18 protein-coding genes are annotated in these 15,224 nt (G+C 35.3%); 5 read left to right on the forward strand and 13 right to left on the reverse strand.

Annotation, left to right across the window (positions count from 1 at the left end; translation table 11 throughout):
• Positions 1 to 19 precede the first annotated feature (19 nt).
• The gene (locus AC07XN_RS03620) at positions 20 to 370 is read right to left on the reverse strand and encodes a type I restriction enzyme HsdR N-terminal domain-containing protein (protein ID WP_309920286.1); all 351 of its coding nucleotides are present in this window, start codon (positions 368 to 370) and stop codon (positions 20 to 22) included.
• A gap of 194 nt (positions 371 to 564) precedes the next feature.
• Here AC07XN_RS03620 and AC07XN_RS03625 point away from each other — a divergent pair, with 194 nt between their 5' ends.
• The gene (locus AC07XN_RS03625; protein WP_309920289.1) at positions 565 to 1,338 is read left to right on the forward strand and encodes an AMP nucleosidase; all 774 of its coding nucleotides are present in this window, start codon (positions 565 to 567) and stop codon (positions 1,336 to 1,338) included.
• Positions 1,339 to 1,424: 86 nt separating this feature from the next.
• On the opposite strand, the gene AC07XN_RS03630 is transcribed toward AC07XN_RS03625, so the two are convergent.
• The 11 genes from AC07XN_RS03630 to AC07XN_RS03680 form a co-directional block, all read right to left on the reverse strand.
• A complete protein-coding gene (locus AC07XN_RS03630; RefSeq protein WP_494742060.1) occupies positions 1,425 to 2,306 on the reverse strand; it encodes a PhzF family phenazine biosynthesis protein in 882 nt (293 codons plus the stop codon).
• 76 nt (positions 2,307 to 2,382) lie between these two features.
• Complete coding sequence (sigZ, locus tag AC07XN_RS03635) at positions 2,383 to 2,916, reverse strand: RNA polymerase sigma factor SigZ (protein WP_494742061.1); 534 nt, start codon at positions 2,914 to 2,916, stop codon at positions 2,383 to 2,385.
• Positions 2,917 to 2,951: 35 nt separating this feature from the next.
• Positions 2,952 to 3,965, reverse strand: a complete 1,014-nt coding sequence (locus tag AC07XN_RS03640; protein WP_494742062.1) for an NADP-dependent oxidoreductase — start codon at positions 3,963 to 3,965, stop codon at positions 2,952 to 2,954.
• A 30-nt stretch (positions 3,966 to 3,995) separates the two neighbouring features.
• Positions 3,996 to 4,784, reverse strand: coding sequence for a PhzF family phenazine biosynthesis protein (locus tag AC07XN_RS03645; protein ID WP_494742063.1), 789 nt, complete (start codon positions 4,782 to 4,784; stop codon positions 3,996 to 3,998).
• A gap of 434 nt (positions 4,785 to 5,218) precedes the next feature.
• On the reverse strand, positions 5,219 to 5,632 hold the full coding sequence (locus AC07XN_RS03650) for a DUF1801 domain-containing protein (RefSeq protein ID WP_309920303.1): 414 nt from the start codon (positions 5,630 to 5,632) through the stop codon (positions 5,219 to 5,221).
• A 78-nt stretch (positions 5,633 to 5,710) separates the two neighbouring features.
• The gene (locus AC07XN_RS03655; RefSeq protein WP_494742064.1) at positions 5,711 to 6,094 is read right to left on the reverse strand and encodes an iron chaperone; all 384 of its coding nucleotides are present in this window, start codon (positions 6,092 to 6,094) and stop codon (positions 5,711 to 5,713) included.
• Complete coding sequence (locus tag AC07XN_RS03660; RefSeq protein WP_494742065.1) at positions 6,081 to 6,617, reverse strand: SRPBCC family protein; 537 nt, start codon at positions 6,615 to 6,617, stop codon at positions 6,081 to 6,083. The genes AC07XN_RS03655 and AC07XN_RS03660 overlap by 14 nt, the downstream gene beginning before the upstream one ends.
• Before the next feature lie 11 nt (positions 6,618 to 6,628).
• Positions 6,629 to 7,000, reverse strand: coding sequence for a DoxX family protein (locus AC07XN_RS03665; protein ID WP_494742066.1), 372 nt, complete (start codon positions 6,998 to 7,000; stop codon positions 6,629 to 6,631).
• 20 nt (positions 7,001 to 7,020) lie between these two features.
• Complete coding sequence (locus AC07XN_RS03670; RefSeq protein WP_309920313.1) at positions 7,021 to 7,431, reverse strand: VOC family protein; 411 nt, start codon at positions 7,429 to 7,431, stop codon at positions 7,021 to 7,023.
• An 80-nt stretch (positions 7,432 to 7,511) separates the two neighbouring features.
• Entirely contained in the window at positions 7,512 to 8,351 is an 840-nt protein-coding gene (locus tag AC07XN_RS03675) for a VOC family protein (RefSeq protein ID WP_494742067.1), read from the reverse strand.
• Positions 8,352 to 8,362: 11 nt separating this feature from the next.
• Positions 8,363 to 8,788, reverse strand: a complete 426-nt coding sequence (locus tag AC07XN_RS03680; RefSeq protein ID WP_494742068.1) for an SRPBCC family protein — start codon at positions 8,786 to 8,788, stop codon at positions 8,363 to 8,365.
• A gap of 122 nt (positions 8,789 to 8,910) precedes the next feature.
• Between AC07XN_RS03680 and AC07XN_RS03685 the strand changes: the two genes are divergently transcribed.
• From AC07XN_RS03685 to AC07XN_RS03700, 4 genes are all read left to right on the forward strand, one after another.
• Positions 8,911 to 9,888, forward strand: coding sequence for a GlxA family transcriptional regulator (locus tag AC07XN_RS03685; RefSeq protein ID WP_309920320.1), 978 nt, complete (start codon positions 8,911 to 8,913; stop codon positions 9,886 to 9,888).
• Positions 9,889 to 9,914: 26 nt separating this feature from the next.
• The gene (locus AC07XN_RS03690) at positions 9,915 to 10,640 is read left to right on the forward strand and encodes a hypothetical protein (RefSeq protein ID WP_494742069.1); all 726 of its coding nucleotides are present in this window, start codon (positions 9,915 to 9,917) and stop codon (positions 10,638 to 10,640) included.
• Positions 10,641 to 10,950: 310 nt separating this feature from the next.
• A complete protein-coding gene (locus AC07XN_RS03695; RefSeq protein ID WP_494742070.1) occupies positions 10,951 to 11,271 on the forward strand; it encodes a DUF6660 family protein in 321 nt (106 codons plus the stop codon).
• Positions 11,272 to 11,350: 79 nt separating this feature from the next.
• Complete coding sequence (locus tag AC07XN_RS03700) at positions 11,351 to 13,522, forward strand: TonB-dependent receptor (RefSeq protein ID WP_494742071.1); 2,172 nt, start codon at positions 11,351 to 11,353, stop codon at positions 13,520 to 13,522.
• Between the two features lie 69 nt (positions 13,523 to 13,591).
• Here the strand turns inward: AC07XN_RS03700 and AC07XN_RS03705 are convergent, their stop codons facing one another.
• Entirely contained in the window at positions 13,592 to 15,106 is a 1,515-nt protein-coding gene (locus tag AC07XN_RS03705) for a sulfatase family protein (protein ID WP_494742072.1), read from the reverse strand.
• Between the last annotated feature and the right edge of the window lie 118 nt (positions 15,107 to 15,224).

Raw genomic sequence — 15,224 nt, forward strand, 5'->3', positions numbered from 1 at the left:
ATTATAGAAACATGAAATTTTAGACAAATAAGGGTAAATCTTTTAGAAACTCAAGATTCATATTTTCCCAATCTGTTTTACAACAATGATATACCATTCCGTTAGTAATGGTCAGGAATTCTGCCTTTAATACTTGGTTATACTCCGCTACCTGACTAAAAACCTGTTGACTAAGTGGAATATAGGGAGCCTTACACTCGATAATCATCTTTAATTTACCGTCTCTCCCAAACACTTGGATATCTGTTCGTTTGAGTAGTGTATTATATTTTAAAGAACTTTCTAATTTGATTAAACTTTTAGGATAGTGATAATGGTTGATTAAAAAATGAACGAAGTGTTGGCGAACCCATTCTTCGGGTGTTAGCATAATATATTTGCGTCTGAGGATATCATATATATAGATTTTTTCATCAACTTTCCTTAATTTGTAATCGTATGATGGGATGTTTAGATTTTCCAAGATTGTTGATTGAATTTTTATTTGAAAAAATTAAGGATAATACAACGCTACAAATAAATTGACTAACCGCTCATTTTTAATCACAAATTAAAACCAAATTTATGAAAACAAAACAAGAAATAGTAGAAAATTGGCTTCCTCGGTATACGGGAATGAAACTGAATGAATTTGGTCAGTATATTTTATTGACTAATTTCAGTAATTATGTAACGATGTTTTCGGAGCAATTCTCTGTAGAAATCAAAGGGAAAGATAGACCAATGTTAACTGCTACTGCCAACAACATTACAATTATCAATTTTGGAATGGGTTCACCGATGGCTGCTACCGTAATGGATTTACTGTCAGCTATTGAGCCTAAAGCCGTTTTGTTTTTAGGCAAATGTGGCGGTTTAAAGAAAAACCTTGGCTTAGGAGATTTGATTTTACCGATTGCTGCCGTACGTGGAGAAGGAACCTCTGACGAATACATGCCTAAAGAAGTACCTGCTTTACCATCTTTCCGCTTGCAACGTTCAGTTTCATCCATGATTAAAAAACATGAATTAGATTACTGGACTGGCTTAGTGTATACTACCAACAGACGAGTATGGGAACATGATGAGGCTTTCAAACAGTACCTCACTGATATTCGTGCTATGGCGATTGATATGGAAACGGCTACTATTTTTACAGCTGGTTTTGCCAACAAAATTCCTCATGGAGCTTTACTATTGGTTTCGGATAATCCAATGACACCCGAAGGTGTAAAAACAGAAGAAAGCGATAAAAAAGTAACTACCAATTTTGTAGAAAAACACTTACAAATTGGCATAGATTCTTTGGTAGAATTAGCAGTCTCTGGCGAATCAGTAAAACATTTAAGGTTTGAGTAAAGGTTTGAGTTTTTGCTGTTGATACAGGAAAATTACCTCCACAAGCGTTTAAAACGCTTGCGGAGATTCTTGAATCATCTAGCAACTCACAAACAAACAGTTATTGATTTAACAGCTATACCTTTACCACCCACCATAATTTTTGTAATCTTATCGTGTTGTATTGATAAATCTGCTATAATTAAGCTTCTTGAGGGTTCATTCATAAACCAGCCTTGTTCAATCAACATGTATGTTTTTTTAATTCCTATTACGTCGTATAAATAACACGCTAATGGCCCTGCTGCCATTCCTGTTCCTGCCTCCTCCTCTATCCCATATCTTGGTGCAAACATCCTTGTGGTGGCATCTCTTTCAGCCCTGCTTGCTTCTGTACAAAAAACATAAAATCCTATTAAGTCAAGCTCATCACTTATCTGGCTGATTAAATCAAAGTTTGGTTGAATGTTTTTTAGAATGGTATGATTAGCCACAGGTACGATGATAAAAGAATTGCCCGTATTAACTTTTAAGATGGGAGCATTCGTTAATAAATCATTTTCATTTAAACCCAAGGATTTTAATATATCGACTTTAAGGTACTCGACGTCAGTATATATCGGCGAGCGCTGTTCCATAAATGCCAAATCGCCTTGTATAAGAATTTCTCTTTTACCATCAATCGTTTCTTTAGATGAATGGGGGGTATTAATCTTGCCTAATTGAGATAAATAAGAAAAAGTAGCGATGGTAGCATGCCCACAATGAGCAATTTGTCGAGTAGGGGTAAAGAAGTCAAGTTTAAAATCAGCTGAATTTGAGTTTGAAACAAAGGCTGTTTCTGATAACCCAACTTTGCTAGCAATCTTTAGCTTTTGTTCATTGTTAAGATTGTCAGCCTCTAATACTACTCCCGCAGGGTTCCCTCCTTTTTCATTATCCACAAAGGCGTTTAGGATTTTTACGGTGATGTTTTGAAAATTGTCCATGTTGAAATTTATTTTGATTGTTACATTTTACAATCAATGGACGAGGAGGTCATTTAAAAGACGCAAAAAATTATAATTATTTTCGCGGAGATTGATAGGATAGAATATTCCCTTTGCTATCAAGCTCTACATTACTACACTCTAAAATTTGTTCTTTCAATTTCTCTTTAGCTCTTTGCACACGCGTTTTTGCACCAGAATAAGAGATGCCTAATTCATCAGCAAGGGCGATTTGGGAGTAATCTTGAAAAGCTGTTAGTAAGATTACTTGCTTATATTTCTCGGGTAATTTACTTATTTTAAGGTTAATACAATTACTTAATGATGCATATAGCGGTTCGTCATAGTCCTGTTCGGCTAAATCAATATCATTTATTTCAACGGCTGCATGATGTTTTCGAAAATGATCTGCAACAGCATTCCTCGTTATTTGATATACCCAAGAAGTAAGTTTAGAAGTATCTACAAGTGTATGTATATTAAGGTGGATTTTCAAAAAAACATCTTGAAGAATATCATTACTGGTATCAAGGTCTTTTACTTTGCCTTGAATAAAACGTTTTAATTCTTGATGGAAGTCTATCCAAACCTCCTGAATTTGATTCTCCATTGTTATAAACTTTATATCGTTTTACAGACAGTACCCTACTCATTAATCATCACTAATTTCTTTCCTCTAGTTTCATTACTCTCCATCATTTGGTGTCCTTTTTGAACAGTTTCTACACTCAAATTGCCTATGATATTAATATCTATGGGTGAAATAATGCTATCGTTTATTTTATTAAAAATTTCATTTAATGCGCTACCATAAAATGCCGTATCATTGCTATTCCCTGTTAAGCTATACGCAAAATTAGCAACATTAATGATGGTGGTGGCTTTGTCAAATAATGTTTCTCTGGCCTGTTCAGTAGCCAAAAATGTTACATCAACGTATACTCCATGAACTTGCAAAAGGTTAGCACATACTTCCGACATTTTGCCTCCTACTAAATCAATACAATACTCAAATTTACCATTTACACCCTTTGATTGTATCTTTTCAAAAAAGGCTGGTTCATGATAATTGATAATATTATCAGGGTTCAGTCCTAATAAGATTAATTGGTTTTTACTATCTTCATTTCCTGCGGTTGTAATCAATTCATTATTCCCATTTGCTAAAAGAAGTTTTATCAATAGCGTACCTACTCCACCCGCACCTCCACTGATGAAAATAGGTTTTTCTTTGGGAATATTTGCTCGCTGAAAACATTGCAGGGCTGTCATACCTACCATTGGTAAGGCAGTTGCTTGAGCAAATGATAATAAGGCTGGAGTTTTAGCAACCAGTTGTTGAGGAATACTAATAGACTCGGCATAAGTACCATTTGAGGCTAAACTTCCAACATAAGCAGTTATATTATCCCCAACAGCAAATCCAGTAACGTGCTCTCCTATTTGACTAACAATTCCCGATAATTCACGACCAAGAATAGGTGATTTTAACAATTTACTTTCAGTAGACCCTTGACGCATCTGATAATCAATTGGATTAAACGCTGTAGCCTTAATCTTTACTAGGATATCATTTGAAGTAACTATTGGTGTATCAACCTCAGCCAATTCAAAATTATCAACACTTCCAAAACCTTTTAAAATAACTGCTTTCATCATGTAAGACTAATATTTTTTTTATCCGCTCTATTATTCAATCCAACATACTCCTATTGAATAGGTTTTTGCTTTGCCACTAATCAATACTCTATCGCCTTTATCTACGCAATACAAAGTGCCTTGTCTTTCAGAAAGCTGTAGTGCTTTCATCTCTTTTTTATTAAGTTGCTCGCTCCAATAGGGTATTAATGAACAATGTGCTGATCCTGTAACAGGGTCTTCTAAAATAGAAGATTGCGATGTAAAATATCTTGATACAAAATCGGCATTAGTGCCTTTAGCCGTAACAATTACGCCACCAGGGTCTAAGTTAATCGTATCAAAAGTTTGTCTATCAATCATCATATCTTTGATTGCTTGTTCTGTTTCATAAACCAATACATAGTCTCTTGCTTTAAATACGTAAAGGGGCTGAATACTGATAGATTTTTGAATAATTTCAGGTAAAACAGCAGGTATGGGCTTTCTAGAAGGGAAATCTAAGGTATAAATATCATCATGGTTTGTAACTATTAATGCTCCGCTTAGTGTATCAAAGACAATGTTTTCTTTGCGGTAATTAAGTATTGTTTTCAAAACATGAGCACTTGCTAAAGTAGCATGTCCGCATAAATCCATTTCAATTTCGGGTGTGAACCAACGTAAATGAATCCTGTCTCCCATATCAACAAAAAAGGCTGTTTCTGCTACAGCATTTTCTTTAGCTATTTTCAGCAGAACTTCGTCCGCTAACCAAGTATTTAGAGGAACAACACAAGCTGGATTTCCCCCAAAAATACGGTCTGTAAATGCATCTATTTGATATAATTCAAGTTTCATTTTGTAGTTAATTTAATAAATTGTGATTTGTGATTGAATGAATTAGTGATTTTAATCTAGCGCATTAATTTAAAAAATCACTCAATCACTAATTCACTCAATCAGTCAATCACTCTTCACCTATTCATTTAACAAAAAAGAGCTATTACTCAATTAATATGAGTAACAGCTCAGAGAGAATCATCGTTCATAAAGTTTATTCAATACGCTCGCAGTGATGCCCCATATTGCTTAATATTTCTATGATACTGGTTGAACAAAAACTATGTCCTTGAATCCTTAAAATCTTGTCACAATCGTCAAGGTCAAAATTAATTTTCAGATGAGGAAATGATATTTTCAATAAGTTTAATATCTCCTCTGATGCTCGCTTATTGCTCACACTGGTTTTGAATATTTCTATTGAAACGTATGTCATCCTTAATAAAAGTTTATTAATCAATCTGGTTTAGCCACGCTTTTATTACTGTTTTCAAAGCGTTTTCTTTTGTTTTTACTTCCTCTATTGTTGTGAATTTAGCAATTTTTCTAGTATCAGCAAACTTCCCTTCCAGCAATCCTGATGAGTCGTTAATCATCGAACCCGTCGGAAATACTAATAATACGCTATCATTTTTATGCAGATTAAACACCACGATATCTCTCTTATATTCCTTAGGGTCAAACGGTTGCATCTTTCCAGAATAGTAAAAGCTTGGTGAGTTCCATTTTATTTGTTCAGCAATTTCCTTGTCAGTCGACAAAACGATTGTTCTCAATAGTTGAACAACTTCTTTTAAAGGATGCTCAAGTGCTTCAAAATATGCTATTACCAGTTCAGCCTCTGAAGGTTTAGGTCTTTTTGCCATTGTCTTGGTTAAAGTTTAGTCCTTGTTTATATAAGGCATTTCGTAGTAGATTGTTTTCTCTATGACAAACCTTTGAGGTCATTTCTTAGCCGCTTTTTCCAGATTCTCTTGTACTCTGAACTGAACGATTTTAGTAATCAAGTCATTAGGCAAAGGTTGGTCGAGTGGAAACTGCACTGCTCCTTTAGAGCTTTTATATCCAGCAATTTCTTCTTGAAAATTGCTAATGCCAGAAGATGCTGGATAAAACCCTATGTGGTTTTTATAGCCTGCAAAATGTACCACGTTTCCTTTTAAATAAAAAGTAGGCATGGCATAACTAATTTTTTCTGTCGCTTCAGGAGCAGCCATGCTGATTGTTTGGCGAATTTCCCTCAAAAGTACTTGCGTTTCTTCAGGGAAATCCGCAATGTATTCATCAATGTTGTTTACGGCTTTCATGGATGTTTTATTTACTTTCAAGAATCCTTTTTAAGTTCCCAAGACTTATGTCAATATCTTTCTCTAGGTTCTTTTCGATGCCTATTAATAAAAAAATATTCATAGGATATTTCATTCCGCTACTGGCCCCCCATGTTACTTTTGTTTCATTAGCAGAAATAGCTTCTGTAACAAAGGGCGTATTAGCAATTGCTTCAAATGGTTTTTTAAAGCGTACCTCTAAATCCAAACTTTTGTTTTCCTCAATACCCGTTATTTCCTGCTCACCCATGCCAGCTTTTTTATTGCCTTCCCAAACATAAATAAAACCTACGGTTCCATCTGTGCCTGTAAAAGTTTTTTTCATATTAGGGTCTGTCATTACCCATTTACTAAAATAGTCTTGGTTTTTGATATGTCTTAAGTAATAAAATACTTCGTCGACAGGCCTATTAATAACAATGGTTCTACTTATAGCATAACCCTTTTTAGTAAATAAGCCAATAATCAGCAATAAAGCGATTAATCCAAAAATGATATACAGAATAATAAACAATATGCTCATAGGACTATCTATTAAAGTTGTGGACTTTGTAATTTATGGTAGCTGAAATATGACACTAATAATACGGCTAATACTACTACTGGCATCAAAAGCATCCCACTAAAGCCATCAACGGCCCATAAGCTAATAGTAGCAAAAATAATATCGAACACAAAACCTGCATAAGCCCATTCTTTAAGTGTCTTAGGAACCTGAGGGATTACTAATGCCAACGAACCCACTATTTTAAAGATATTCAAGGCCACTCCGAAGTATTGTGGATACCCTAAATGCTTTATGCCTTCTTTTGCCATTTCAGTGTGGCCAGTCAAAGCAGGCATGACACCAAAAAATAAGAATATTACTGCTGTACTAATCCAAAAGGTAATTTTTGTGCTTTTCATAATGATAGTATGTTTAATTGTTAGTTCTTTTTGTAATGTAGTAACCATTGGTTACCAAACTTATCTGTTAAATCTCCAAATAATGTACCCCAAAAACTTTGGGCAATAGGGTAAGTTTGTGCGCCTCCAAGAGAGAGTTTTTGATAACATTCTTTCATTTCTGTTTCACTATCACAATGCAACATTAATGACACGGCATTGCCTTTTTTTAATCCATCCTCACCTAACATATCAGACCCCATAATAACTAATCCATTTCTGGTAAGCGTGCCATGTAGAATACAAGCCTTCATGCGGTCAGGCATTTTTTCAGCGTTGGGGTGTTCTCCTAATGTTTGAAAAAAAAGTTCTCCACCCAAACATCGCTGATAAAAAGTCATTGCTTCCCTACAATTACCGTTAAAACTTAAATAAACACTAATCGTTGACATTTAAGATACTTCATTTTAAAAATGGAAGGTGTGCTAATATAATAACAAACAGCCCAAAACACAACATAATCAACTACATATCAAGCATTTAATAACACATCAATATCAAGTTTTCGCATTTTGAACACTTCTTGCATTACTCTTTGTCCTTTTTCGGGGTCACTCACCAATTTCCCAATCATTGAAGGCACTACTTGCCACGACACCCCGAACTGGTCTTTCAACCAACCACACATGCTTTCTTCTCCTCCTTTGGTAAGGCTATTCCAATAGTAATCAATTTCACTTTGTGTATCACAGTTAATTACAAAAGACACTCCTTCATTAAAGGTATATTGATGATCGCCCGGACCATCCATCGCAATCATTGGGCTTTTTCCGAGTGTAAATTCTGAATACAACACTTTTCCTGCATTCGCATCTTCCTGTCCATAAGGCAAGAGTAGATCAATCGTACCACCTTCAAAAACTGATGTATAAAACTTAATAGCTTCTTCGGCTTTACCAAATTGTTTATTAGTAAATAAAAACGAGGGTCTTATTATTTGCTCAGTTTGTCCTTCATTACCTATGCTCACTTGCCATGTTACGCCGTATTGGTCTTGTAACCACCCATATCGTTTACTCCAAGGATAAGTATCAATAGGCATCAAGGCTTTACCACCTTCAATCAATTGAGTCCATACTTCGTCTACTTCTGCGATAGTAGTACACGTAACAAAAAATGAAATAGAAGGATTAATCTTAAACATTGGGCCACCATTCAGTCCCATGAATTTTGTTCCATTCAATTCAAAAGTTACGACCATCGGATTTTCAGCCGTGATTTTGCTACTTTTAAAAATTGAACTATAAAAGGTAGCAGCGGCTTTAGCTTGTCCGTCAAACCATAAGCATGAAATAAGAGCGTCAGTATACATTATAATGTTGTTTAGTTTTGTTCAACATACTTTTTAAAATTATCAAGAATCGCTTGCCATCCACCTTTTTGCATTTCTACAGGATTTTCATTTTCAGGGTCAAACGTCTCAGTTACTTTTACGCCTTCTCCTGTTTCTTCAAATTGTACACTTACTTCTCTGCCATCTCCCATAGCATATTCTATGGTTTCCAAGTCTTTTATTTTGGTATAAATCCATTCAAAATCAAAAGAAAAGCTACCATCTTTTGCAGCCATCACTGTTTTGCTTTTTCCTCCTTCTCTAAAATCACTTTCAGCAGCTGGCGCATGCCAATCGTCTGAAGCAAAACACCAATTGATTACATGTTTGGGGTCATTAAATGCTATCCACACTTTTTCTAATGGAGCATTTACGGTAACTTCTACGGTAATTTTTGCTTTTGTTGTACTTTCCATGTTACAAGGTTTTTATGTGAAATATTGATGATACAAATGTGCAAAAGCTTTTTCTAAATTAAGTATACAAAAACGACAAATGAAGGGTAATTTACGACAAACTATTTTTCTATATTTGTGTTATGAAAAAAGTAGCCATTTTAGTTCCTGATCATGCCGCTATTCATGTGATAGCTATCTCACGCTTTATGTTTGAAACTGTAAATCAGTTTCTTATCGGTTCGGGCAAAGACAAACTGTTTGACGTTAAGCTAGTAGGACAACGCAAACAAATGAAATTAATTGATGGACCTTTTATGGTTGATCCTGACTTGCTCATGAAAGATGTCAGTGAGACAGACTTAATCATTATTCCACCCCTATCAGGGAGCATACACGAAGGTATTTCGGCTAACAAAAACACGATAAATTGGATTATTGCACAACATCAAAAAGGCTCGGAGGTAGCCTCGCTTTGTGTGGGTGCTTTTTTATTAGCTGCTACTGGTTTGGTCGATGGTAAAAAGTGTTCTACGCATTGGGGCTTTACAGAGGAATTTAGGAATATGTTTCCGTCAGTCATTTTGCAAGATGGCAAAATTGTGACGGACGAAGACGGTATTTATTCAAGCGGGGGCGCGAATTCTTGTTGGAATTTATTACTGTACCTTATTGAAAAATATACTGACCGTGAAACAGCTATCCTTACCTCTAAGTTTTTTGCGATAGACATAGACCGCACTAGTCAATCATCCTTCGCAATGTTCAAAGGACAAAAAGGACATAATGATGATGCCATCAGAACAGTGCAAGAGTATATCGAACAGAATATCGAAGAAAAACTTACGGTAGAAGAATTAGCCGAGAAAGTATCCATGGGACGAAGGAGCTTTGAACGGAGATTTAAATTGGCTACTAATAATTCTGTACTGGAATACATCCAACGGGTTAAGATTGAGGCGGCCAAAAGAAGCATAGAAAGTAGCCGTAAGAATATTAATGAAGTAATGTTTGACGTTGGCTATACTGATACAAAAGCTTTTAGAACTACCTTTAAAAAAATAACGGGTCTTAGTCCTGTTGAATACAAGAATAAATACAATAAAATTGGGGTAGAGTAAACCTGTAAACCTTTAACCGAGAAGCAATGAAAAGATTCAATAAAATAGTACCAATTGCTACTATTCTCACTGGCGCATTATTCACCTTACAAAGTTGTAATTATGCGAAATCTAACCAACAAGTAGTAGTTTCTGATGATTGTGGTATGAATTGGAAACTCATTAAAGCAGGCGACGCTGTGCCAAAAGGCGGATTGAATGCTTGTTACATGAAAGTAGTTATTCCGAATTATCCCATGCAGGGCGAGAGCAAATTCATCAGTAATTTAAAAGACAGGGTGCGTGCTTCTATCCACATTGATTATGATTACTCTATTATTAACCCGCTTGCATTTATCAAACAAGCAAAATATTTAGGGAAAGCCAATTCGGATGCTGACGACGATGAAGCCTTGAATAATTCAGCATTTGAAGGTGCCGAAAATATGGTCATTGACAAGAGAATAAAGGATGTAGCAAAGGATATTTTTTTAGACCAAGATATTGTAGAGCTTGACCAAGCTGAGATAGAAAATCAATTACTGATTGCGAGTAATAAAGTACTAGAACCTTTAGGCGTTCATTTGAATTTTATCACATTGACATTTGATTTGGACGAGCAGACACGCCAAGCCATCGACGTATCAACAGCCATGAAAATTTACGAGAGCAAGTCTTTACAAGAACTTGGCAAGCAAGTAATGATTCAAAGAGCGGGAGCAACAAAAATAGTGGTTGAAAGTAAACCTGATACTCCTCCAGTAAAAGAATAAAATAGTGTTTCAAGTATGATTCATCCCGAATTTTTCTTTTAAATAATGAGTTTTAGAGGTTTTGTTTGTATTAATCTTAGTCCTTACTTTTCTTGTCTTGAAACAAGAAAAGTAACAAAAGAAATTCAAGAATTCCTAAACTCGCTACCGCTCAAACAGTAGGAATTCATTATTCATCAATCATAAAAAGCAATCGAAAAACTAATTTATACCGCTTTTGGAGATTTAAAAAATTTGGGATGACTCATGTTTGAATGAGTTAATTTTTAGGTCGCTTGATAACTCAGTGACATTAAGTAACTTTGTCCTAATGAAAATACTTTGTTTTATATTATCTATCTATATTCTTGTACTGTCGGCCATGCCGTGTTGTACGGATGATAATTGTGCGGACGAGGTAACATCTGAGCAAGTGGCTAACAATTCTCAGGATAATCAGGATGATTGTGATAATTGTTGTTCTCCTTTTCTTACTTGTGGCGCTTGTGTGGGATTTACTTTTTCAACGCAAGTTTTTAGCTTCGAGCCTACTACAAAGTTTATTGAAAACACTAGCTTAACCCCTTCTTTCAAAGTCCTTTTTGTAGACTACTTCATCGCTACCATTTGGCAACCGCCAAAAATAAGTTAATGTATCGTTAAGACGAATTCCTTACTAAAACAAGGAATCAATCCTTCTTTTACCATTCATTCACTTAAAATTCATCAAAATGCAAAAATTAATTTTGCCTTTCTTGGCAATCTTATGCCCCTATATAGCCTTTAGTCAAAATACTTTCAAAGCCACGATAAAAGATGCTGACACCAAAGAACCTTTATTTGGAGCAACGGCCACAGTGCAAGGCACTACAAACGGCGCAAGTTCAGACGAAAGTGGGCTTATCACTATCAAAAATATCCCTAATGGCAAGCAAGTAGTTAGGTTTTACTTTGTAGGTTATCAAGAAAGAATAGACACGTTAAATTTTCCTTATTCTCTGACCGAACCCTTAGAAATCCTGCTAATGACGGAAAACGAAGAAATGGAGGAAGTAATCGTTACTTCAACACGTTCTAATAAAAATATTGAAGATATTCCGACTAGAATAGAGACTATTTCGGGAGAAGAATTGGAGGAAAAAGGCAATATGAAGCCTGGTGACATTAGGATGATGCTCAATGAAACGACAGGTATCCAAACACAACAAACCTCCGCTACTTCTTATAATTCTAGTATTAGGATTCAAGGGCTTGATGGGAAATATACACAGATTTTAAGAGATGGTTTGCCTCTGTACGCAGGGTTTTCAGGAGGATTAGGCTTATTACAGATAGCCCCCCTCGACTTATCGCAAGTGGAGGTTATCAAAGGAGCCTCCTCTACACTCTATGGTGGCGGAGCAATTGCAGGCTTAGTAAATTTGATTGCTAAAAAACCACAAGAGAAAAGAGAATTGAGCTTTTTACTGAATGGCACATCAGCATTAGGACTTGATGCAAGTGGATTTTATAGTCAACAGTTTAAAAAAGTGGGAACAACGGTGTTTATTTCCTACAATGCAGGAACACCTTACGACCCTGCCAATATTGGATTAACAGCGATTCCGAAGTTTAAAAGATATACTGTGAACCCTAAACTGTTTGTGTATTTTAACGATAAAACAACCTTAAACATTGGCGTAAATACTACCATTGAAGACCGTATTGGTGGAGATATAGTCTATATCAAGAACAACAGCAATAAAGCAAACAGCTTTTTTGAAATCAATAAAACCAATCGTTATAGTACTCAACTTGGAGTTGACCATCAATTGAATGAAAAATCAAAAATCTCCTTTAAAAATAGCATAAGCTACTACGATAGAAGTATAGAAATTCCAACATTTAAATTTTCAGGTGTGCAGGTTGCTTCATTTAGTGAACTAACGTATAGTCATAGAGAAGAAAAACAAGAATGGATTACGGGGCTAAACCTTTGGACGGACAAGTTTAATCAACATAAATTTGACACCCAACAATTAGTTGATTATCAGCACACAACTTTAGGAGCATTTGTGCAAAATACTTGGAATACTACTGAAAAATTGACCCTAGAAACTGGTCTAAGAGGTGATTATCAAACTGAATATGGCTTTTTCCTGTTACCAAGAATTTCAGCACTTTTAAAAGTCAATCCAACGTTTACTATGCGCTTAGGCGGAGGAATGGGTTATAAAACGCCTACCGTTTTTACAGAAGATGCTGAACGGATACAATTTAAAAATGTGTTGCCGATTGATATTTCTAAAACAAAAGCAGAGGAATCTATCGGAGGTAATTTTGATTTTAATTACAAAACTCCACTTACAGAAGACCTGTCCTTATCAATCAATACGTTGTTTTTTTACACACAAGTAAAAAATCCGTTAGTACTTGAATCAACTGCTACTGGCTTTTATGAATTTCAACAGCCCAATGGTTTTATCGATACGAAAGGAATAGAAACAAATGTAAAATTGACGTATAATGATTTTAAGCTTTTTATAGGCTATACGTTAGCTGATGTAAAGCAACATTATAACGGAAACACTACTCAATTTCCATTGGTGGCTCAACATCGTTTAAACAATGTGTTGATGTATGAGATAGAAGATAAATTGAAAATTGGTTTAGAAAGATATTATTTCAGTCCTCAAAAGCTAAATGATGGAACGATTGGGAAAGCCTATTGGATTACTGGCTTAATGGTTGAAAAGCTTTGGGAAAATTTCTCTGTTTTCGTGAATTTTGAAAACTTTTTAGATACTCGCCAAACGAAGTTTGATACTATTTATACAGGTTCCATTAGCAATCCTACGTTTAGAGATATTTATGCACCTGTAGATGGGTTTGTAATCAATGGAGGCTTAAAAATAAGGTTATAATTTTTTTTCTATTAGCCAGTGACTTAAGTCACTGGCTAATAGAAAAAAATAGTATTTAACAATCCTATCTCATTCAGCGAAAATCTTAAGTGCCTCATCGTCCTTTAGTTGGACAATCTGCTCCTTTAGTTTTTTCTTTAAATCGACTATTATTTTAGCATATTGCTTATCGTTATACAGATTTTTTAGATTCTTAGGGTCATTTTTGATGTCATATAGTTCCCAGAAGTTTTTCTCGCCATAGAATCTAGCCAATGTATAGCGTTCTGTACGGAGACCAAAATGGGGATAGACATGATGTGGCTGTGGATATTCATAATAATGGTAATAAGACTCGCTTTTCCAACCACTGGTTTTACCTATAAGAAGTGGTAAAAACGAATGTCCTTGAAATTCATCAGGAATCTTCGTCTTCATGATATTCAACAAAGTTGGTGCCCAATCCACGTTTGATACCACTTGATTTACTTTCGTTCCTGCTTTCACTACCCCAGGATAGCGTATGACAAAAGGCGTTTTGAGGGATTCTTCATAAATAAAACGTTTATCAAACCAGCCATGTTCGCCTAAATAAAAACCTTGGTCTGATGTATAAATCACTACTGTATTTTTAGATAACCCAGTTTTATCAAGGTAATCGAGTAATTCACCAATATTACGGTCTAGTGATTTGCCAGTTGAAAGATAATCACGCATATAACGTTGGTACTTCCATTCGGTCAACGCCTTGCCTGTCAATTTTTTGGCTGCAAATTCAGCTCCAATTTTATCATAGTATGCCTTGAACTGACTTTTTTGTTCAGGTGTAAAACGATTGTACGACGACCACGCACCCTTACTATCATAATCAGCATCTACTTTTAAATCTTCTTTAAGCAACATTGTTTTCTCGATACTCATATCTTGGTCTTGTGCAGCAATACGTCCTTTATATGTATCATAAAAAGTACTTGGCACTGGGAAAGTCACGTTATCATAAGCACCTAAATCTTGTAAAGAAGGCAACCACGAACGATGCGTAGCTTTATGCCCTACTACCATAAAAAATGGTTTATTCTTATCTCTACCCTCAAGCCATTGTTTTGAAAGTTGGGTTATTACATCCGTCACATAACCCTCATGTCTATGTGTTTCGTTTTTTGAATTAACAAAATCTGAATTGTAATAACTGCCATGCCCCGGTAAAATATTCAGATAATCAAATCCATGCGGAAGTGTACCAAGGTGCATTTTACCAATCCAAGCAGTCTGATAGCCATTTTTCTGTAGTTCTTCTGGAAAAACATGCTGACTAATATCAAATTGTTTTTCATTGAACTTATAGCCGTTAATATGGCTATATTTACCTGTCAACAAAGTAGCTCTACTAGGCCCACAGATTGAATTTGATACCACATTATTGTACAAAATTGCCCCTTCGCGAGCAATGCGGTCGATATTGGGTGTTTTGGCTAATTTACTCCCATACGCACTGATTGCCTGAGATGTATGGTCATCTGAAATAATAAATATTACATTGGGTTGATTTTGTGCCAATACTACATTGGAAAAAAAACATATTATAACGAACAAAACAATTTTCATAGTGCGATGATACAATATTGAACATACATTAGATTTATGACGAATATACTATTTTTGTTTAGCACAATAATTATATCGTTGTTTTTTCATGACCAATTCAGTATTACAGGGACATATT

The organism is Arcicella sp. GW458-12-2-14-TSB2 (assembly GCF_059423785.1).

Coding starts and splice junctions, on each gene's coding strand:
- AC07XN_RS03705 (WP_494742072.1), bottom strand. CDS start 15,106: ATGAAAATTGTTTTGTTCGTTATAATATGTTTTTTTTCCAATGTAGTA.
- AC07XN_RS03695 (WP_494742070.1), top strand. CDS start 10,951: ATGAAAATACTTTGTTTTATATTATCTATCTATATTCTTGTACTGTCG.
- AC07XN_RS03625 (WP_309920289.1), top strand. CDS start 565: ATGAAAACAAAACAAGAAATAGTAGAAAATTGGCTTCCTCGGTATACG.
- AC07XN_RS03660 (WP_494742065.1), bottom strand. CDS start 6,617: ATGAGCATATTGTTTATTATTCTGTATATCATTTTTGGATTAATCGCT.
- AC07XN_RS03645 (WP_494742063.1), bottom strand. CDS start 4,784: ATGAAACTTGAATTATATCAAATAGATGCATTTACAGACCGTATTTTT.
- AC07XN_RS03675 (WP_494742067.1), bottom strand. CDS start 8,351: ATGTATACTGACGCTCTTATTTCATGCTTATGGTTTGACGGACAAGCT.
- AC07XN_RS03680 (WP_494742068.1), bottom strand. CDS start 8,788: ATGGAAAGTACAACAAAAGCAAAAATTACCGTAGAAGTTACCGTAAAT.
- AC07XN_RS03620 (WP_309920286.1), bottom strand. CDS start 370: ATGCTAACACCCGAAGAATGGGTTCGCCAACACTTCGTTCATTTTTTA.
- AC07XN_RS03640 (WP_494742062.1), bottom strand. CDS start 3,965: ATGATGAAAGCAGTTATTTTAAAAGGTTTTGGAAGTGTTGATAATTTT.
- AC07XN_RS03650 (WP_309920303.1), bottom strand. CDS start 5,632: ATGGCAAAAAGACCTAAACCTTCAGAGGCTGAACTGGTAATAGCATAT.
- sigZ (WP_494742061.1), bottom strand. CDS start 2,916: ATGGAGAATCAAATTCAGGAGGTTTGGATAGACTTCCATCAAGAATTA.
- AC07XN_RS03690 (WP_494742069.1), top strand. CDS start 9,915: ATGAAAAGATTCAATAAAATAGTACCAATTGCTACTATTCTCACTGGC.
- AC07XN_RS03685 (WP_309920320.1), top strand. CDS start 8,911: ATGAAAAAAGTAGCCATTTTAGTTCCTGATCATGCCGCTATTCATGTG.
- AC07XN_RS03665 (WP_494742066.1), bottom strand. CDS start 7,000: ATGAAAAGCACAAAAATTACCTTTTGGATTAGTACAGCAGTAATATTC.
- AC07XN_RS03700 (WP_494742071.1), top strand. CDS start 11,351: ATGCAAAAATTAATTTTGCCTTTCTTGGCAATCTTATGCCCCTATATA.
- AC07XN_RS03630 (WP_494742060.1), bottom strand. CDS start 2,306: ATGGACAATTTTCAAAACATCACCGTAAAAATCCTAAACGCCTTTGTG.
- AC07XN_RS03670 (WP_309920313.1), bottom strand. CDS start 7,431: ATGTCAACGATTAGTGTTTATTTAAGTTTTAACGGTAATTGTAGGGAA.